The organism is Paenarthrobacter ureafaciens (assembly GCF_004028095.1).
GTDB lineage: Bacteria > Actinomycetota > Actinomycetes > Actinomycetales > Micrococcaceae > Arthrobacter > Arthrobacter ureafaciens.
This window is the reverse complement of sequence record NZ_SBHM01000007.1, coordinates 234,048-252,064: the sequence shown is the minus strand read 5'-3', so window position 1 is coordinate 252,064 and position 18,017 is coordinate 234,048. Positions and strand designations below refer to the sequence as shown.

Below are 18,017 nucleotides of genomic sequence, written 5' to 3'. Positions count from 1 at the left end.
AACCCGTCGGGATGTGACAGAGGAACGCCCGAAACCCGTCGGGATGTGAGAGAGGAACGGAGGGGTTAGTCCTCTTCGACGCCGATGTGCGTGGGATCCAGGACCCGGCGCAGGAATTCCTTGGTCCGCGGCTGGGTGGGGGCGCTGATGACCTTCTCGGCCGGGCCTTCCTCCACCACAACGCCGCCGTCCATGAACACGACGCGATCGGCGACTTCGCGGGCAAAGCCCATCTCGTGCGTGACCACCAGCATGGTCATCCCTTCCTGGGCCAGCTTGCGCATGACGGCCAGGACGTCGCCAACGGTTTCCGGGTCCAGCGCGGAGGTGGGCTCGTCGAAGAGCATCAGCTGCGGGTCCATGGACAGGGCGCGGGCAATGGCCACGCGCTGCTGCTGCCCGCCGGAGAGCTGGTCCGGGTAGCGCTCGGCGAGGTGTCCCAGGCCCACGCGTTCCAGGTTCCGCCGGGCAACCTCGCCTGCTTCGGCCTTGGAACGCTTGAGGACCTTGATCTGGGACACGGTGCAGTTGTCCAGGACGCTCAAGTGCGGGAAGAGGTTGAAGTGCTGGAACACCATTCCCACGCTTTGGCGCATGCGGTTAAGGTCGACGTCGGGATCGGTCGCCTCGAACTTGCCCACGTTGATGACGCCCGCGTTGGGCTGCTCAAGGAGATTGACGCAGCGCAGCAGGGTGGACTTGCCGGAACCGGAAGGCCCGATCAGGCACACCACCTGGCCCGGTTCGACGGACAGCGAGATGCCCTTGAGGACCTCGTTGCTGCCGTAGGACTTGCGGAGGTCCTTGATGGTCACGCCCGCAGCGTGGACTGTAGCGGAGTTAGTCATGACGGTCCTGCCTATCGCTTGGTCCGCGCGGAGCGGCTTTCGAACTTCCGTGCCAGGAGGCTCAAGGGGATGGTGATGATCAGGTAGAAGGCACCTGCCACGAGCAGCGGCGTCAAGCCGGCGCCGAGGCTGGAGATACCGTCCCGGCCGAACTTGGTCAGTTCGTACTGCGATGCAGTCAGGCCCAGTACGTAGATCAGCGACGAGTCCTTGGTGAGCAGGATGATCTCGTTGGTCAACGGCGGGAGGACGATCTTGAACGCCTGGGGGATGACGATGGTGACCATCGCGCGCCAGTGCGGCATACCCAGCGAACGGGCGGCCTCCATCTGGCCCTTGGGCACGGCCTGCAGGCCTGCGCGGAGTGTTTCAGCGATGTAAGCCGCGGCCACCATGCCCAGGGAGACCATGACGATCACGTTGACGTCCCACTGGATCCCGAAGGCCAGCGGAACACCGTAGCCGAAGGCGATGAAGACCAGCAGCGCGGGGACGCCGCGGAAGAACTCGATGTAGCCGGTGGCGATCCAGCGGTACAGCGGGAAGGAGGAAAGCTTCATCAGGGCCAGCAGCAGGCCGCCGGAGAGGCCGACTATGAAGCCAAGGGCCGTGTAGATGAGGGTGTTCTTGAGGCCGATCAGGAAGATGCCCGGGAACATCGGGCCGATCTTGGCGAAGTTGAAGACGCTGTTTCCCACCGTCTTCCAGTCCACGGCAAGGATCACGGCGGCCAGGACCACTACGAAGATTCCGGCCTGGACGTACAGACTGACTTTGGCGCGTTGACGTGCAGTCATTGCCATGCTGTTCTCACATTCATGTTGCGCAATTGGGGCCCCGTACGAGTTGTCCTTTGCTGAACATCATCGTGACGGGGCCCCGCTTGCGTGGATCTTGGGGAGCCGGGGCTCGGAACTACTTGGCGGCCTCGCCGAACCAGGTGGTCTTGAACTTGTCGAGCGTGCCGTCGTCCGTGATGCGCTTCAGGGTTCCGTTCACGGCGTCGCCCATGGCGGTGTTGCCCTTCTTGTAGGCAATTCCGAGCTTCTCGCCCGTGGCGTAGTCTTCAACGCGCTTGAGGTTGGACTCGTCCTTGATGGCGTAGCCAAGCACGGACTGGTTGCCGACTGCTGCATCAATCGTGCCTGCCTTGAGGGCCTGGACCAGGAGGCCGGAGTCCTCGAACTGCTGGGCATCGATTCCCTTGTCCTTGGCGTACTGGGCGCCGGTGGTTGCCTGCTGGACGCCCACCTTCTTGCCCTTGGCGCCGTCCAGGTTGGTGATTCCGGAGGAGGAGGAAGCCACGAGGGTCAGGTCGTCATCCATGTACGGGTTGGAGAAGTCCATGACGTTCTTGCGGACATCGGTGATGGAAACCGAGGAGATGGAGACGTCGCAGCCAGCCAGTGCGGTTCCGGTTTCGATTGCTTCGAAGGAGCTGTCCACAACGTTGAGTTCAGCCTTGAGGTCCTTGGCGAGCTCTGCGGCGATGTCCATGTCGAAGCCGACGTTCTTGCCGTCCTTCTGGAATTCGAAGGGCTCGTAGGGAATGTCCGAGCACACCGTGAGCTTGCCGGCGTTGATGAGCTGGGGGCCCGAACCCGAGGAAGCGGCCGGAGTGGACGAGCCACCGCAAGCGGTCAGGGCAAGGGCGCCTGCTGCGAGCACGGCTGCCACCTTGGTGCCGGACAGAACCGAACGGGAGATCTGCATGTTTTTTTACCTTTTGTTGCAGTGGATGCTGAACTGAGTCGGTTTTAGTGTAGCGCCGAACATGAGATGTGCATCACAGGAAACGAAGTTTCACTATTAGATAACCAGTTTAGCCAAGATACAAGTATCCTTACAGACCCTGTGTCCGGGATACCGGATTTACCGCCGGATACCCAGAGCTTCCAGCATGGGCCGGAACTTCGCCCACGTCTCAGCAAGCTCGGCCTCGGGCTGGGAACCCTCCACGATCCCGCACCCTGCGTACAGCCGGACGGTGTTGGCGTCCTCAATCACTGCCCCGCGCAGGGCGATGCCCCATTCGCCGTTCCCGGCAGCGTCGAGCCAGCCGACCGGTCCGGCGTACGGGCCGCGGTCCAAGTGCTCGAGTTTGCGGATCAAAGCTCCGGCAACCTGGGTTGGCGTTCCGCACACTGCGGCGGTGGGGTGCAGCGCATTGATGAGGGCCAGGCAGGTGGGCACGTGCCCCTCGATATCGGCCAGCTCCGCCTTCACGTCCGAGGCCAGGTGCCACACGTTGGGCAGCTCCAGGATGAACGGCTCGCTGTGGGAGTTCATGGCCTCGGAAAAGGGTGCCAGCTGCCGGGTCAGGGAATCAATGGCAATCTCGTGCTCGTGCCGCTGCTTCTCGGAACCGGCCAGGACGCGCTCGGCGTACTCCATGGGGGAGCCCTCAACGCCCTCGGCATCCCGACGGTCCAGGGTTCCGGCAAGTACGCGGGCCTGGGCGGTGCGGCCCTCCACCTGGATCAACATCTCCGGCGTCGCCCCCACCAAACCGTCAACGCCGTACGTCCAGCATTCCCGGTACCTGGCCGCGAGCTGGCGAAGCACCTCAGCTGCGCTGACGCCTTCCGGCAAGTTCGCAACAACGTCGCGCGCCAACACCAGCTTCTCCAGCTTACCGGCGCGAATTTCCTCCACGCCGTTGGTGACGGCCTCCATCCACGCGGTCTCGCTCAAGGAACCGCGGCCAAGCGAGCCCCGCGAACCGTTGAGCGCAGCAACCTCAGGCGAGGGCCCGACGTCGGACCCTCCCGCGGCGGGCTCGTCACCGCTGGCGTCGGACAGCCAGCGTTCCAGGGCCGCCAGCACGCCCGCCTCGGTGAGCGGGGCGTCGTCGAACGTCAGCTGCGTGGCCCAGGCCCGGCCGTCACGCATGCCGACCACAAGTTCGGGGAGGATGAGGCGCGAAACGTGCGGAGACGTCTTGGAGAAAGCGAACGAGCCGAAGGCGACCGGACCCGTACCAGGAAGCTCCACCTGGTCTGTGATATCGGCCTCAAGAATCAGATGCCGCCACCACATATCGGCCTCGAGGAAACGGTCAGGGCCGGTGGCGCTGAACCGGGTCAGCTCGCCATAGCCCACCAACCCGGCCTCGCGGCGTGACCAGCAAAGCACGTCATCGCGCACCAAAAACGACGGCAGCCCCCCTGAGGATGAATCAACATCGAGGGGGACTGTCAAAGTACGCAGAGTGCTGGTCATGATGGAACTACAGTACTCCCGGCCGCAAGCTGAACCCGCGCCGTCTTCTACAGCGCAGCAAACTCCGCGGAATGTCTGAGACAATTGCAGGGTGAACCGAGCATCCTTGGAAAAGCGTCCGGACGAAGTTGCGACGATGTTTGATGATGTCGCCCCAAAATACGACGTCGTCAATGATGTCCTCTCCATGGGGCAGACCCGTCGGTGGCGCCGGATCGTGGTGGATGCCATGGACGTCAAGGCAGGCCAGCGCGTCCTGGACCTCGCGGCTGGAACGGGCACCTCAAGCGAGCCCTACGCGGACGCCGGCGTGGACGTCGTCGCCTGCGACTTCTCCCTGGGGATGCTCAAAGTAGGCAAGCGCCGCCGCCCGGATATCGACTTCATCGCCGGGGATGCCACCAACCTCCCGTTCGCGGACAACAGCTTTGACGCCTCCACCATTTCCTTTGGCCTGCGCAATGTCGTGGAGCCGCGCAAGGCCTTGGAAGAGATGCTCAGGGTCACCAAGCCCGGCGGCCGCCTGGTCATCGCCGAGTTCTCCCAGCCGGTCATTCCGCTGTGGCGCACCATGTACACCGAATACCTCATGCGCGCCCTGCCGGCGATCGCCACCAAGGTCTCCTCCAACCCGGACGCCTACGTGTACCTGGCCGAGTCCATTCGCGCCTGGCCGGACCAGGACCACCTGGCCCAGTGGCTCGCCGACGCCGGCTGGACGAACATCACCTACCGCAACCTCAGTGGCGGCATCGTGGCCGTGCACCGCGCGCAGAAGCCGGCGGAGCACCGGGAAAGCGTGCCTGTCGCGAAGCTGCGCCGCCAGATCAAGCCCCGCCGTACAGGCGCACAGTCCGGCTAAGTTGCTGATTTAGGACAACGTGAAAGTACTCATAGTTGGCGCGGGTCCCGCCGGATCCACCGCCGCGTATTACCTCGCCCAGGCAGGCATCGACGTCACGGTGCTCGAAAAAACGGCCTTCCCCCGGGAAAAGGTGTGCGGCGACGGACTCACGCCGCGCGCTGTCCGTGAGATCCAGAAGCTGGGACTCCCGCATTCCGAGGACGCCGGTTGGCGGCGGAACAACGGCCTTCGACTCATTGCAGGCGGCCGCACCATCGAGCTGCCCTGGCCCGAGGTCTCCGATTTCCCCACCTACGGCCTGATCCGTACCCGGCTGGGCTTCGACGAGTCCCTCGCCCGGCACGCTGAGTCCGCGGGCGCCGTCGTGCTTGAACGCCACAGCGTCACCAGCGCACTGCAGGACGACGACGGCCGGGTCATCGGCGCGCGCGCCGCCATCCTGGACGAGTCCGGACGGAAGACGGGGGAGACGCGCGACTTCCTTGCCGACGTCGTACTGGCCGCGGACGGCAACTCGACGCGGACCGCAGTGTCCCTTGGAATGCACAAGCGCGACGACCGGCCCTTGGGCGTGGCCGTGCGCACCTACTTCACCTCGCCGCGCCATGACGACGACTGGATGGAAGGGTGGCTGGAGCTGCCCGGCAAGTCCGGAAAGCCGCTGCCCGGGTACGGCTGGGTCTTCGGCGTCGGCGACGGCACGTCCAATGTGGGCCTTGGGATCCTGAATTCGTCCAAGGAATTCGGCAAGCTCGACTACAAGCAGGTCCTGCGCGAGTGGACCGCCGGCATGCCTGCCGAGTGGGGCTTCACCCCGGAGAACCAAGTGGGGGAGATCCGCGGTGCCGCGCTGCCCATGGGCTTCAACCGCACACCCCACTACTCGCCCGGCATACTCCTGCTCGGGGACGCCGGCGGAATGGTTTCCCCCTTTAACGGTGAGGGCATTTCCTACGCCATGGAATCGGCGCGGTTCGCTGCGGAGTTTATTGTCGACGCCACCGCGCGTTCCGCTTCCGCCGGGTGGACAACGGACGACGCCGACGCGCACCTGTCGCGGTACGCGGACTACGTCCGGGACCAGTGGGGTTCGCACTTCACGCTCGGAAGGGCGTTTGCCTTCCTGATCGGCAAGCCTGCCGTGATGAAGCTGGCCCTGCGCACGGGCATGCCCATCCCGGTGCTGATGCGCTTTGTGGTTCGCCTGCTGGCAAACCTGACTGATTCGTCGGCCAAGGGTTTTGAGGACCGTGTGATCCGGGTCCTCGAAATGCTTGTTCCGCCGACATCCAATACATCCTCCGGCCGGTCTTTGACGGCGGCAGGGTCTGACACCGCGGTTTCCGCACCAACTAGTTAGGGTTAATCCGTGACGAACTCTGCCGAACACAGCTGGACCCACGCCGGGCACGGCCTGCCGGACCCCCAAGAGCCTGCTCCCAACACCACCGCGATCGCCACCGGACTCCAGCTGCCCGCAGGATTTGCCGCCATCGCAGGTGATCCCGAGCTGGGGCCCGCCATCACCACCAACCTTGCCCGGGTTGAGAAGAAGCTTCGCGAGGCCATCTCCAATTCCGATCCCCTGGCTGACGCGACGTCGCGGCACCTGGTGGAAGCAGGCGGCAAGCGCATCCGTCCCCTGTTGACTCTCCTGTGTGCCCACCTCGGCGACGCTTCACGCCCCGAGGTGGTCCAGGCCGCCGTCGTAGTTGAACTGACCCACCTGGCCACCCTGTACCACGACGACGTCATGGACTCCGCACCCTTCCGGCGCGGTGCCCCCACGGCCCACGAGGTATGGGGCAACTCCGTGGCCATCCTCACCGGCGACCTCATCTTCGCCCGTGCATCGATCCTGGTTTCCGAGCTGGGTTCGCGTGCGCTTGGTATCCAGGCCCGTACCTTCGAACGCCTGTGCCTCGGCCAGCTGCATGAAACCGTTGGTCCCCGCGAGGACGAGGACGCCGTCGAGCATTACCTCTCCGTCATCGCAGACAAAACCGGCTCGCTGGTTGCCGCTTCGGGGCAGCTGGGCGCGATCTTCGCCGGCGCTGACGCTGCGTTTGAAGATGTGCTGGTGGAATACGGCGAAAAGGTGGGCGTTGCCTTCCAGCTGGCCGACGACGTCATCGATGTCACCGGCGTGAAGGTAAAGTCCGGCAAGTCCCCGGGCACCGACCTCCGCGAAGGCGTGCCTACGCTGCCCGTCCTGCTGCTGCGTCGTGATGCTGCAGCCGGCGATGCCTCGGCCAGCGCCCTGCTGGAACTGGTGGACGGAGACCTGACTTCCGACGCCGCCTTGGCTGACGCCGTTGCCGGACTGCGCGAACACCCTGTCACTGCGGAGTCCTGGAAGATCGCCCGCGACTGGTCCGACCAGGCCATCGCCGCCTTGGCGCCGCTGCCGGAGGGCGTTGTGAAGGCGTCCCTGACCAACTTTGCACACGCCGTGGTGGACCGTAGCAGCTAGGTTATTAGTGTTCCCGGCAGGCACCTGACCCTTATGGGGGAGGGTGCCTGCTTTTTTGTTGGCGGGGGTGCCGGTGCCGGGTGCCGGTTGGGTTGCTTGCTTGGAGGTGTAGCCGGTTTTGTGCTGGGCGGGCCGCGCCGGGGTGGGTGTGGACGGGCTGGGCCGGCTGGCTGGGGTGGGCTGGGGTGGGGCGGGCCGCCACGACCAACTTTGGTTGCAGATAGGAATGCTAGGCCCCGTTTATGCGGCGTGTCCTACCTTGGCGGCTTCAATGTGGGGTTATAGGACAAAACGTGTGTAACGGAGGGGCTTGCTTCTCAGTATCGGCGGGCGAAATTCGGGGTAGCTAAGCTTTTGGAGCTTAGTGTGGCTGGGGTGCTTGCATATCTGGGAAATGTTTGGTGTGTGGCCAAACGCTGGTTCGGAACGGGAAAACGTCAGCGGGCAAACAACGCTACCGGTGCCTGAACTGCGGGTCGAGCCGCTCTGGTGAACGCCCGGATGTCAGTCGCAGGGCCGAGTTGGAAGCGTTCCTTGGCTGGTTGATGGGCACCACCGGCCAGGCCGCTGCTGCCTCGTTTGGCACGGCCCGGTCCTTCCGTCGGCGCACTGCCTGGTGCTGGAACATCGTCCCGCGGATCCCTGCCACCGGTGAGGTCCATGACCAGATCCAGGTCGATGGGATCTACGTCGGCTCGTGGTGCTGTTTGATCGCTGTTGCCGGGGAACATGTGCTGGGCTGGCAGTGGTGTGACACCGAGAAGAAGACCGCGTGGGCGGCGTTGCTGCAACGGTTCCCGGCACCACGGGTGGTGATCACCGACGGCGGGTCCGGGATCGCCGCTGCCCTGTCGGAGTGCTGGTCCGAAACCGCGGTCCAACGCTGCCTGGTCCATGTCCAGCGGAACGTCCGCACCTACCTGACCAGCCGGCCCAGAACAGAGGCAGGCAGGGCATTGCTGCGGCTAGGACGGGCGCTGACACGGATCAACGCCCCGGCCGAAGCAGCAGCATGGCTGGCAGGGCTCAATGCCTGGCACCAGGAACACGGGGCCCTGGTCAAAGCCCGCACCTACCGCGCCGCGACGGCCGTTGCTCCGGGATGGGTCCGATCGAATCAGGCCTGGTGGTACACCCACGACAGGCTCCGGAAGGCCTACCGGCTGCTCGAACGCCTCGGCCAGGCCGGCACGCTCTTCACCTACCTGAGCCGTGAATACAACGGGCTGGACATCGCCTCGACAACGAACAGGATCGAAGGCGGCACCAACGCCCAACTCCGGCTGATCCTGCGGACTCACCGCGGCATGGGCGAGGAACACCAAAAGCGAGCGATCGAGTGGTACCTCTACCTACACAGCGAGCAACCCCGCCCACCGGCCGCGCTCATCGAAACGAGTTACTACCGACCAGCCAAGAGAACAACCCAGACCCTGCAGGAACAAGAACCAGGCCCAGAGCTCTACAGCACCGGCCTCAGCCCAGACGAAGGCCTCTGGCACCGCACCGGCTGGGCAGGACGCACCTAACACGCCCGGGATTTACACACGTTTTGTCCTATAACCCTCAATGTGGGTGGTGGCGGTACGCATCCTTCGGAACATTGTGCTCCCCATCGGATTGCTGAGCTCCCCATCGGACTGCTGGATTCCGAGTCGGATTGCTGGGCTCTTAAACGGAATGGCCCCGGCTCGCTGCAGCGTTACGAGTCATACGCTGCACCGAACCGGGACCACAATCTCCGTTCGCATCAGACCCACCGGAGGCATTTAGTGGATCCGTGAATAGCTTATGACAACCCTGTCATATTTGCAACTTGGATGGTCAATGATTTTTTCCCTGGTGTGCAGCGATTTACAGATCCCAAACTCAGGGTCCCGACTGCGTGCCGCCACCACCCCACTTTGCCGCCCCAAACAGCTGACACGCCGTCATTGGAGGGGTACTGGTCCCCAAATCCCCGCAATGCAGGTCGTAGTGCTCCGGCAAAGTGGGTGCGGCAGCCCGCAATGCGGGTCGTGGAGGCCCGGGAGGGTTATCCACATAGCCCGCTTTGTGCCCACCGGGCTCCTTCTGCGGACCTAACCATGGCCATATGGACATCGTTGATTTTCTCCGCAGCCGTCATGGGGCTGCGACTACCAAGACCCTTTACACCGCTGGCTTCAGCCGCCGAGCCTTGGCCAAGGCAGTAGGATCAGGCCGGATCGCCAGACTGCATCGCGGCGTGTACGTGTCCAAGGGCGCCGATCCGGACATTGTGGCCGCGTTCCGTGCCAACGGGATGCTGACGTGTGTTTCGGCGGCCCGCTTCTACGGGCTCTGGACCCTGCATGATGTCGCGGACCTCCATCTCAGCTGCGGCACGGGGTTGGCCCGGCGGCGCATAGTTCACCACGGCGAGTGCATACATCCTGATCATCCCTACTTGCCGGTGGCCGGGGTTGCCGATGTACTGCTCCATGCCCTGAGGTGCAGGCCCGAACTCGAAGCACTGGTCATGATGCAGGCTGCTGTCAGCCAGGCCCTGCTGGGCCCGGACTTTCTTCGGAGCAAACTGCCTGGCAATAGAAACGGACGGCTGAGGGCCATAGTTGATCTGGTCCTGCCAAGGGCCGACTCACTTCTGGAAGTGCTGGCCCACACGCACTTCACACGGGCCGGCCTTAAGGTTCAGATGCACGCGGATGTCCCGGGCGTGGGTGAAGTTGACTGCTTGATCGAGGATTGCCTGATCGTCGAATTGGATGGCGAAACACACTTCGAGGCGAAACAGGTCAAAAAGGACCATTACCGGGACAACGCCTCCATCCGGGGCGGACGACTGAGCTTGCACTATTACTATGCGGACGTGGTCTATCACCCGCGGCGGATGGTGGACGAAGTCCTTGAGGTGCTGGCGAACAGGGAAGCAGGTCGCTTCGGCCCCTTCCGCTACATAGCCGGGCCGCCGCCGTCGTGATTGACACCGGCCGCCAGGGCGCCAGGGGCCCAACAATAAGGCCCCGACGCCGTGCCGTCACCACCAACTTTGGAACGGCAAGCTGCTCGAAACCCGCCTAGGACGGCATGTCGCCGGGTTTCGCGGCTCAAAGTGGGTCGTGGCGGCAGGTCGCTTCGGACCGTTCCGTTACATAGCCGGGCCGCCGCCGTCGTGATCAAAAACCAGACGCCAGGCCCCACAATAAGGCCCCGACGCCGTGCCGTCACCACCAACTTTGGAACGGCAAGCTCCCGGAAACCGGCCTGCAGCGGCATGTCGCCGGGTTTCGCGGCTCAAAGTGGGTCGTGGCGGCAGGTCGCTTCGGACCGTTCCGTTACATAGCCGGGCCGCCGCCGTCGTGATTGAAACCAGACTCCAGGCCCCACAATAAGGCCCCGACCGCGTGCCGCAACCACCAACTTTGGAACGGCGAGCTCCCGGAAACCCGCTTGGGACGGCGTGTCGCCGGGCATCGAGGCTCAAAGTGGGTCGTGACGGCACGCCGCCCCCGCACCCGGCAAACCGGCAACCCCAAGCAAAGCCAAACCAAAACGGCCCCCGCCAACCACAAAGGCTGCGCGGGGCCGGAGGCCGGGGGCAAAGGACGCTGGGAAGCCCTAGTCTTCGTCGTTGAAGGCCCAATCGAACATGTCGAAGACGAACTCGGAGAAGGTACCTTCTTCGCTCTTCCACTGGCCGCGGGCGTTGTTGCGGCGGTAGACGATGGGGTCCGGGATGCCGAGGTCCGCCACGCGGAAGCCCCAGGTGAATTGTTCGTCCTCGTCCTCAAGGAACATGAGGAAGCCCTCGTCATCAACTTCCAGCTCCTCCGGGTCCCAGAAGTAGTGGTAGGCCTCCATGAGGTCCTCGCAGCCACCCAAAGCAAGGTAGAACTCGCGGAGAACCAGGGGGATGGTGAAGGAGTGCTCGGACAGGGCGTCGTCCAGTTCCTCAGGCGTCAGGCCGTCTTCTTCCTGCCATTCATCCTCGAGATACTTTGGGACCAGCGCGCGGAACTTCTCGAGGAACATGTCAGTCATGCTCCCATCCTAGCTAATCCCGGAGCACGGAATTTCCGCCGGATCCAGCCCCCGCGCGGTGCCATCCGCGGACCGCCAAGGGTACGTACCAGCCGCGTCGCCAGGCCGTCACGCGGAAGGCAAAAACGACGGCGGCGATTACACCGGCGATCAGTCCGCTAAAGACGCCGAGGTGCCAAGCCAGGGTGGTCAAACCAGCCCCGACGAACGCCGGCAAGGCGTAGATATCGCGGTTGTCGAACAGGGTGGGGATCTCGTTGGCCGTGATGTCCCGCAGAAGCCCGCCGCCGACGGCAGTGGTCACGCCCAGGAGGATGCAGGTCACCGGGTTCATGCCCGCAGTGATGGCTTTCAAAGTTCCGGTGATGCAGAACAAACCCAACCCTGCGGCGTCGAACAGTATCAGCAGGGACGTGAAGCGTTGGACCGAGGAGAAAAGGAAATAGACCAGCCCGGCAGCCAGGAGGGGCGGGGCCAGGTAGGCGGGGTTGGTGAAAGCGACAGGGGGAGCGGTGTTGAGGATGACGTCGCGGATCACGCCGCCGCCCAGGGCCGCGATGGACGCGAGCAACACCGAACCGAGCACGTCGAACTGTTTCCGCGCCGCCAGCAAGGAACCGGAGACGGCGAAGAAGAACACGCCCACGAGGTCGAGCCAGAGAAGAACAATGTCAATGGGAATCAACTGAACGGGTTCTTTCTTGAGCGGGCTTCTCAACAGGTGCTGGCTCAACGTTACGCTAGCTCCCATGAACAGCCCCGTCTTGATCGCCTGTGCCCATGGAACCCGCAACTCAGAAGGGCAGGCAGCCATCCGCAATGTCATGGCTGAAATCGGGGAACTCCGTCCGGGGCTGCAGGTCCTTGAGGCGTACGTCGACGTCCAGGAACCGGAGCTGTCCGGGGTGGTGGAGGGCATGCCCGAGGGGGCGGCCGCCGTCGTCGTGCCTCTTCTGCTGTCCACCGGTTTCCATATCAAGGTGGACGTCCCCAAGGCGATCAAGAGCCGTCCCGAAGTAGTGGCCGCCAGGCCGCTGGGTCCGGACCCCCGGCTCGCCGAACTGTTGGCCAAGCACCTGCGCGCTGCGGGCCTGCAGGACAACGACGGCGTCCTGCTGGCTGCCGCTGGATCGTCACTTCCGGACGGGTCGGTGGACTCGGAAGAGCAGGCGCGCCTGCTGGCTGAACTGCTGCCGAACAAAGTCCGGGTTGCCTATGGTGCCAGCGCAGAACCGAACGTGCCCGACGGCGTCGCCTCCTTGCGTGCCGAACTCGCGCAGGACGGTGGCCGGGTCTTCATCGCGTCCTACTTGCTGGCAACCGGGTATTTCCACGACCAGTTGTTCAAGGCCGGCGCCGATGTTGTGACTGCTCCTTTGCTGCCGTCGCCGGTTCTGGCCGAGATTGCTTTGGAACGGTACGACGCGGTGCTGGCAGACCGCTGAAGCCCTCCCGCGGCGGGCAGCACGAACCTGCACAGGAAGACCGCCTGGACAAGGCCGCAGCGGTGTTCATGACGAAGTGTTTCCTTAGGTGACTCAACATTTCCCGACCTTTGCTGGCGAAATCGGGCCACCCCTAACCTCGAAATATGACAGATACAGCTGTAGTCGGTGCGCCCACGGACACCGCCAAGCGCCCGGCACGCTCCCGCCCTGCCGCAAAGCCCCACGGCCAGTGGAAGGTTGACGGCACCACGCCCCTCAACGCCAACGAAACCTGGAAGCAGGAAGACAACGGGCTGAACGTCCGTGAGCGCATTGAGTCTGTCTACGCCAAAGAAGGCTTCGACTCGATCGACGGCACGGACCTCCACGGCCGCTTCCGTTGGTGGGGCCTCTACACGCAGCGCAAGCCCGGGATCGACGGCGGCAAGACGGCAACGCTGGAACCGCACGAGCTCGAAGACAAGTACTTCATGTTGCGCGTGCGCATCGACGGCGGTGCCCTGACAACCGAGCAACTGCGCATCATCGGCCAGATCTCCGTGGACTTTGCCCGCGGCTCGGCCGATCTCACTGACCGCCAGAACATCCAGCTCCACTGGATCCGCGTGGAGGACGTCCCGGAAATCTGGCGCCGCCTGGAGTCCGTTGGCCTTTCCACCACCGAGGCTTGCGGCGACGTTCCCCGCGTCATCCTGGGTTCCCCCGTCGCGGGAATTGCCAAGGACGAGATCATCGACCCCACGCCGCTGATCCACGAACTCTCCGAGCGCTTCATCGGCGACCCGGAACTGGCCAACCTGCCGCGCAAATACAAGACAGCCATCACGGGGCACCCGTCCCAGGATGTGGTGCACGAGATCAACGACTTCGCCCTGGTTGGCGTCGTCCACCCCGAGCTGGGCGCCGGTTACGACCTCTGGGTTGGCGGCGGCCTGTCCACCAACCCGCGCCTGGCTGAGCGCTTGGGGGTGTTCGTTTCTGCTGACGTTGCAGCCGAAGTGTGGCTGGGCGTCACCAGCATCTTCCGTGACTACGGCTACCGCCGCATGCGCACCAAGGCCCGCCTGAAGTTCCTCCTGAATGACTGGGGCCCTGCCAAGTTCCGCCAGATCCTCGAAGACGAATACCTCGGCTTCAAGCTCCCGGACGGCCCGGCTGCGCCCAAGCCGAGCGCACCCGGCGACCACATCGGCGTACACGAGCAGAAGGACGGAAAGTTCTTCATCGGCGTCACGCCCACGGTTGGCCGCATGTCCGGTGAATCGTTGGTGAAGCTGGCTGACACCCTGGAGCAGCACGGCACGAACCGCTTGCGCACCACCCCGCACCAGAAGCTGGTGATCCTGGACGTCACCAAGGAGCAGGTGGAGCCGCTGATCGCCGAACTGGACACACTGGGCCTCTCCGCGCGTCCCTCCGTGTTCCGCCGCGGCACCATCGCCTGCACGGGCATCGAGTTCTGCAAGCTGGCCATCGTGGAAACCAAGGTCACCGCCGCTACCGCCATCGCCGAGCTGGAACGCCGCCTGGCCGACCTCGTGGAGACCAAGCAGCTGCCGCAGGCCCTGTCCCTCCACATCAACGGCTGCCCGAACTCGTGCGCCCGCATCCAGACCGCTGACATCGGCCTCAAGGGCATGATGCTGCCAACGCCCGACGGCGACCCCACCCCGGGTTTCCAGGTCCACCTCGGTGGCGGGCTGGCCAACAACGAGCGTGAGGAAGCCGGTCTGGGCCGTACCGTCCGCGGCCTCAAGGTCACGGTCGATGACCTGCCCGACTACGTGGAGCGTGTGGTCCGTAAGTTCGTCGCCGTCGGCGCCGAGGGCCAGACCTTCGCCGAGTGGGCCCACTCCGCCGACGAAGGAGACCTGCAATGACCTTGGCCCTCAAGCGCTCCAACGAAGAGCTCAAGGCACTGGCCGAAGCCGGCGCCGCAGAGCTTGGTTGGAACCCTTCATCTGCCGACGTCATCGCCTGGGTTGCGCGGAACTTCGAGCTGCCGGCCATCACGGTTGCCTGCTCCATGGCCGACGCCGTACTTCCGGCTTTGGTCGCAGACCAGCTGCCCGGCGTCGACGTCTTGTTCCTGGAGACCGGCTACCACTTCAAGGAGACCTACCAGACCCGGGCCGAGGTTGCTGCCAACCTCCGCGTCAACGTGGTGGACGTGCTCCCGGAACACACCGTGGAAGAGCAGGACACTTTGCTTGGCAAGGACCTCTTCGCCCGCGATCCCGGCCAGTGCTGCTCGCTCCGCAAGGTCCAGCCCCTCCGCCGTTCGTTGGCAGGCTACGAAGTGTGGTTCACCGGTGTCCGCCGCGACGAAGGACCCACCCGCACCAACACCCCGGTGGTCACCTGGGACGAAGGCTTCGGCCTGGTCAAGGTGAACCCGATGGTCGACTGGAGCTTCGACCAGTTGGTGGAGTACTCCGAGGACAACATCCTTCCCGTCAACCCCCTCCTGAGCCAGGGCTACCCGTCCATCGGCTGCCAGCCCTGCACCCGCAAAGTGGCCCCGGGCGAAGACCCCCGCGCCGGCCGCTGGGCCGGATCCGACAAGACAGAATGCGGACTACACACATGAGCACCCAAATCACAACGGACGCCTACGCAGCAGATGCCGCCCCCGCCCCTTCGCTGGACGACAATGCTGCAAGCAGCATTGCGTCCAGCTTCGACAGGCCCGATGCCACTCCCGGGGCGGCATCTGCTGCTTCGGCTCAGCGGTCGGCTCGCCTTTCGTCTTTGGACACCCTCGAGTCCGAGGCCATTCACATCATCCGTGAAGTTGTTGCCGAGTTCGAGAAGCCCGCCCTGCTGTTCTCCGGTGGCAAGGACTCCGTGGTGATGCTGCACCTGGCTACCAAGGCGTTCTGGCCCGGCAAGGTACCTTTCCCCGTGCTGCACGTGGACACGGGCCACAACTTCCCGGAGGTCCTCGACTTCCGCGACCGTACCGTGGAGCGCCTGGGCCTGAAGCTCGTGGTCGGTTCCGTGCAGGAGTTCATTGACCGCGGCGAATTGGCCGAGCGTGCTGATGGAACCCGCAACCCGCTGCAGACCGTTCCGTTGCTGGACGCGATCCAGAAGAACAAGTTCGACGCCGTCTTCGGTGGCGGACGCCGCGACGAGGACAAGGCCCGGGCCAAGGAACGCATCCTGAGCCTTCGCGACGAGTTCGGCCAGTGGGATCCGCGCAACCAGCGTCCCGAGCTGTGGAACCTGTACAACGGCCGCCACACCGTGGGCCAGCACGTGCGCGCGTTCCCCATCAGCAACTGGACTGAACTGGACATCTGGCGCTACATCGAGCGCGAGAACATCGAGCTCCCCGGCCTGTACTACGCCCACGAGCGCGAGGTCTTCGCCCGCGATGGCATGTGGCGTGCAGTCGGTGAAGTTTCCCAGCCGCTCCCGCACGAGGAAGTCATCACCAAGACGGTCCGTTACCGCACGGTGGGCGACATGTCCTGCACAGGTGCCGTCGAGTCCGACGCGTTCACCGTGGCCGACGTCGTTGTTGAAGTCGCTGCCTCCACCCTGACCGAACGTGGCGCCACCCGCGCAGATGACCGCATCTCCGAGGCAGCCATGGAAGACCGCAAGAAGGACGGCTACTTCTAAATGAGCACCGAAACAGCATCCCTCATCGCCGCCACAGACGGCCTGGAGTCCGCTCCACTGCCGTCAACGCTCTTCCGTTTCGCCACTGCCGGATCGGTCGACGACGGCAAGTCCACTTTGGTGGGCCGCCTCCTCCACGATTCCAAGGCGATCCTTGCCGACCAGCTCGACGCCGTTGCCCGCACCTCCGCGGACCGCGGCTTCGGCGGCGACAAGGGCGGCATCGACCTGGCCCTCCTGACGGACGGCCTGCGTGCCGAGCGTGAGCAGGGCATCACCATCGACGTTGCCTACCGCTACTTCGCCACTGACCGCCGCAGCTTCATCCTCGCGGACTGCCCCGGCCACGTTCAGTACACCAAGAACACGGTGACGGGCGCGTCCACTGCGGATGCCGTCGTCGTACTCATCGATGCCCGCAAGGGTGTCCTGGAGCAGACCCGCCGGCACCTGTCCGTGCTGCAGTTGCTGCGCGTGGCGCACGTGATCGTCGCCGTCAACAAGATCGACCTCGTGGACTTCAGCGAGCAGGTGTTCCGCGACATAGAGGCCGACGTCCGCAAGGTAGCCCAGGAACTTGGCCTTGGTTCCGATGGCGTCTCCGACCTGCTCGTGGTGCCCGTCTCTGCCCTCGACGGCGACAACGTCGTGGACCGCTCGGAGCGCACGCCCTGGTACAACGGACCTGCGTTGCTGGAAGTCCTCGAGACCCTTCCTGCCGCCGATGAACTCGAAGCCGAACTGGAGAGTTTCCGCTTCCCCGTGCAGCTGGTCATCCGGCCGCAGGGTGCGCTGGCACCGGACGCCGTAGCTGCCGGCTTGGACGTCGAGGCATACCGGGACTACCGTGCCTACGCCGGCCAGATCACCGAAGGTTCGGTCAAGGTGGGCGACGAAGTCACCGTACTGACCCCCGGCCACGAACCGCGGACCACCACGGTTGTGGGGATCGACTTTGCCGGCCGGTCCTTGGAAGAAGCAGCCGCCCCGCAGTCCGTCGCCCTTCGCCTGGCCGACGAACTGGACGTCGCCCGCGGTGACACCATCGCCGCGGCAGGCACGGTCCGCGAAGCCTCCGCAGATCTCTACTCGTCCCTGTGCTGGCTCTCGCCCAAGCCGCTGCGCGAAGGCCAGAAGGTCCTCGTCAAGCACGGCACCCGCACGGTGCAGGCCTTGGTCCGCACGGTGTCCGGGAAGCTGGACCTCGCCACGTTCAAGGTGGAACCGGCGTCGAGCCTGGAACTCAACGACATCGGCCACGCCCAGTTGCGTCTCGCCGCTGCGCTGCCGTTGGAGAACTACCTCCACCACAGGCGCACGGGCGCGTTCCTGGTGATCGACCCCATCGACGGCAACACGCTTGCCGCCGGCCTGGTCAAGGACCACCCGGGCGACCACGAAGACGAACGTTACGTCATCTAGGGACACACACAGTCACAAAACCGCAGCTTGTTCGCGGAACCCCACGCCGTACGGCGGGAGTCCCCGGACAAGCTGCGGTTTTCTAT

The 18,017-nt window shown here is 64.5% G+C and carries 16 protein-coding genes; 10 read left to right on the top strand and 6 right to left on the bottom strand.

Annotation, left to right across the window (positions count from 1 at the left end):
* Positions 1 to 65: 65 nt before the first annotated feature.
* The 4 genes from AUR_RS05425 to AUR_RS05410 all read right to left on the bottom strand — a co-directional run bounded on the left by AUR_RS05425 (position 66) and on the right by AUR_RS05410 (position 4,070).
* The gene (locus tag AUR_RS05425; RefSeq protein ID WP_021472275.1) at positions 66 to 848 is read right to left on the bottom strand and encodes an amino acid ABC transporter ATP-binding protein; all 783 of its coding nucleotides are present in this window, start codon (positions 846 to 848) and stop codon (positions 66 to 68) included.
* Positions 849 to 859: 11 nt separating this feature from the next.
* Entirely contained in the window at positions 860 to 1,651 is a 792-nt protein-coding gene (locus AUR_RS05420; protein WP_021472276.1) for an amino acid ABC transporter permease, read from the bottom strand.
* A 112-nt stretch (positions 1,652 to 1,763) separates the two neighbouring features.
* Positions 1,764 to 2,561 carry an ABC transporter substrate-binding protein gene (locus tag AUR_RS05415; protein WP_062097653.1) on the bottom strand — a complete coding sequence of 266 codons (798 nt, stop codon included), beginning with the start codon at positions 2,559 to 2,561 and terminating at the stop codon, positions 1,764 to 1,766.
* 159 nt (positions 2,562 to 2,720) lie between these two features.
* Positions 2,721 to 4,070 carry an isochorismate synthase gene (locus tag AUR_RS05410; RefSeq protein WP_062097651.1) on the bottom strand — a complete coding sequence of 450 codons (1,350 nt, stop codon included), beginning with the start codon at positions 4,068 to 4,070 and terminating at the stop codon, positions 2,721 to 2,723.
* 91 nt (positions 4,071 to 4,161) lie between these two features.
* Between AUR_RS05410 and AUR_RS05405 the strand changes: the two genes are divergently transcribed.
* From AUR_RS05405 to AUR_RS05385, 5 genes are all read left to right on the top strand, one after another.
* Positions 4,162 to 4,932 carry a demethylmenaquinone methyltransferase gene (locus AUR_RS05405; protein ID WP_082694408.1) on the top strand — a complete coding sequence of 257 codons (771 nt, stop codon included), beginning with the start codon at positions 4,162 to 4,164 and terminating at the stop codon, positions 4,930 to 4,932.
* A 19-nt stretch (positions 4,933 to 4,951) separates the two neighbouring features.
* On the top strand, positions 4,952 to 6,295 hold the full coding sequence (locus AUR_RS05400; protein WP_128397067.1) for a geranylgeranyl reductase family protein: 1,344 nt from the start codon (positions 4,952 to 4,954) through the stop codon (positions 6,293 to 6,295).
* A 9-nt stretch (positions 6,296 to 6,304) separates the two neighbouring features.
* Complete coding sequence (locus AUR_RS05395; RefSeq protein ID WP_062097646.1) at positions 6,305 to 7,408, top strand: polyprenyl synthetase family protein; 1,104 nt, start codon at positions 6,305 to 6,307, stop codon at positions 7,406 to 7,408.
* A gap of 401 nt (positions 7,409 to 7,809) precedes the next feature.
* Positions 7,810 to 8,937: an IS1249 family transposase gene (locus tag AUR_RS05390; RefSeq protein WP_164888660.1), complete on the top strand. Its 1,128-nt coding sequence runs from the start codon at positions 7,810 to 7,812 to the stop codon at positions 8,935 to 8,937.
* A gap of 566 nt (positions 8,938 to 9,503) precedes the next feature.
* Entirely contained in the window at positions 9,504 to 10,370 is an 867-nt protein-coding gene (locus tag AUR_RS05385; protein WP_062097642.1) for a type IV toxin-antitoxin system AbiEi family antitoxin domain-containing protein, read from the top strand.
* A gap of 638 nt (positions 10,371 to 11,008) precedes the next feature.
* On the opposite strand, the gene AUR_RS05380 is transcribed toward AUR_RS05385, so the two are convergent.
* Together AUR_RS05380 and AUR_RS05375 are read right to left on the bottom strand one after the other, a co-directional pair.
* On the bottom strand, positions 11,009 to 11,431 hold the full coding sequence (locus tag AUR_RS05380; RefSeq protein WP_021472283.1) for a hypothetical protein: 423 nt from the start codon (positions 11,429 to 11,431) through the stop codon (positions 11,009 to 11,011).
* Positions 11,432 to 11,444: 13 nt separating this feature from the next.
* Positions 11,445 to 12,116 carry a trimeric intracellular cation channel family protein gene (locus AUR_RS05375; RefSeq protein WP_062097640.1) on the bottom strand — a complete coding sequence of 224 codons (672 nt, stop codon included), beginning with the start codon at positions 12,114 to 12,116 and terminating at the stop codon, positions 11,445 to 11,447.
* A gap of 64 nt (positions 12,117 to 12,180) precedes the next feature.
* Between AUR_RS05375 and AUR_RS05370 the strand changes: the two genes are divergently transcribed.
* From AUR_RS05370 to AUR_RS05350, 5 genes are all read left to right on the top strand, one after another.
* Positions 12,181 to 12,876, top strand: a complete 696-nt coding sequence (locus AUR_RS05370; RefSeq protein WP_062097638.1) for a sirohydrochlorin chelatase — start codon at positions 12,181 to 12,183, stop codon at positions 12,874 to 12,876.
* 146 nt (positions 12,877 to 13,022) lie between these two features.
* On the top strand, positions 13,023 to 14,759 hold the full coding sequence (locus AUR_RS05365) for a nitrite/sulfite reductase (protein ID WP_062097636.1): 1,737 nt from the start codon (positions 13,023 to 13,025) through the stop codon (positions 14,757 to 14,759).
* Positions 14,756 to 15,469: a phosphoadenylyl-sulfate reductase gene (locus AUR_RS05360; protein ID WP_062097634.1), complete on the top strand. Its 714-nt coding sequence runs from the start codon at positions 14,756 to 14,758 to the stop codon at positions 15,467 to 15,469. The genes AUR_RS05365 and AUR_RS05360 overlap by 4 nt, the downstream gene beginning before the upstream one ends.
* Positions 15,466 to 16,509, top strand: coding sequence for a sulfate adenylyltransferase subunit CysD (gene cysD, locus AUR_RS05355; protein ID WP_375338537.1), 1,044 nt, complete (start codon positions 15,466 to 15,468; stop codon positions 16,507 to 16,509). The genes AUR_RS05360 and cysD overlap by 4 nt, the downstream gene beginning before the upstream one ends.
* Entirely contained in the window at positions 16,510 to 17,931 is a 1,422-nt protein-coding gene (locus tag AUR_RS05350) for a sulfate adenylyltransferase subunit 1 (RefSeq protein ID WP_062097632.1), read from the top strand.
* The last annotated feature ends 86 nt before the right edge of the window (positions 17,932 to 18,017 follow it).

Bases quoted from the DNA above. Each gene is read 5' to 3' on its own strand.
- AUR_RS05425 (WP_021472275.1), bottom strand. From the start codon at position 848: ATGACTAACTCCGCTACAGTCCACGCTGCGGGCGTGACCATCAAGGAC.
- AUR_RS05420 (WP_021472276.1), bottom strand. From the start codon at position 1,651: ATGGCAATGACTGCACGTCAACGCGCCAAAGTCAGTCTGTACGTCCAG.
- AUR_RS05415 (WP_062097653.1), bottom strand. From the start codon at position 2,561: ATGCAGATCTCCCGTTCGGTTCTGTCCGGCACCAAGGTGGCAGCCGTG.
- AUR_RS05410 (WP_062097651.1), bottom strand. From the start codon at position 4,070: ATGACCAGCACTCTGCGTACTTTGACAGTCCCCCTCGATGTTGATTCA.
- AUR_RS05385 (WP_062097642.1), top strand. From the start codon at position 9,504: ATGGACATCGTTGATTTTCTCCGCAGCCGTCATGGGGCTGCGACTACC.
- AUR_RS05380 (WP_021472283.1), bottom strand. From the start codon at position 11,431: ATGACTGACATGTTCCTCGAGAAGTTCCGCGCGCTGGTCCCAAAGTAT.
- AUR_RS05370 (WP_062097638.1), top strand. From the start codon at position 12,181: ATGAACAGCCCCGTCTTGATCGCCTGTGCCCATGGAACCCGCAACTCA.
- AUR_RS05365 (WP_062097636.1), top strand. From the start codon at position 13,023: ATGACAGATACAGCTGTAGTCGGTGCGCCCACGGACACCGCCAAGCGC.
- AUR_RS05360 (WP_062097634.1), top strand. From the start codon at position 14,756: ATGACCTTGGCCCTCAAGCGCTCCAACGAAGAGCTCAAGGCACTGGCC.
- cysD (WP_375338537.1), top strand. From the start codon at position 15,466: ATGAGCACCCAAATCACAACGGACGCCTACGCAGCAGATGCCGCCCCC.
- AUR_RS05350 (WP_062097632.1), top strand. From the start codon at position 16,510: ATGAGCACCGAAACAGCATCCCTCATCGCCGCCACAGACGGCCTGGAG.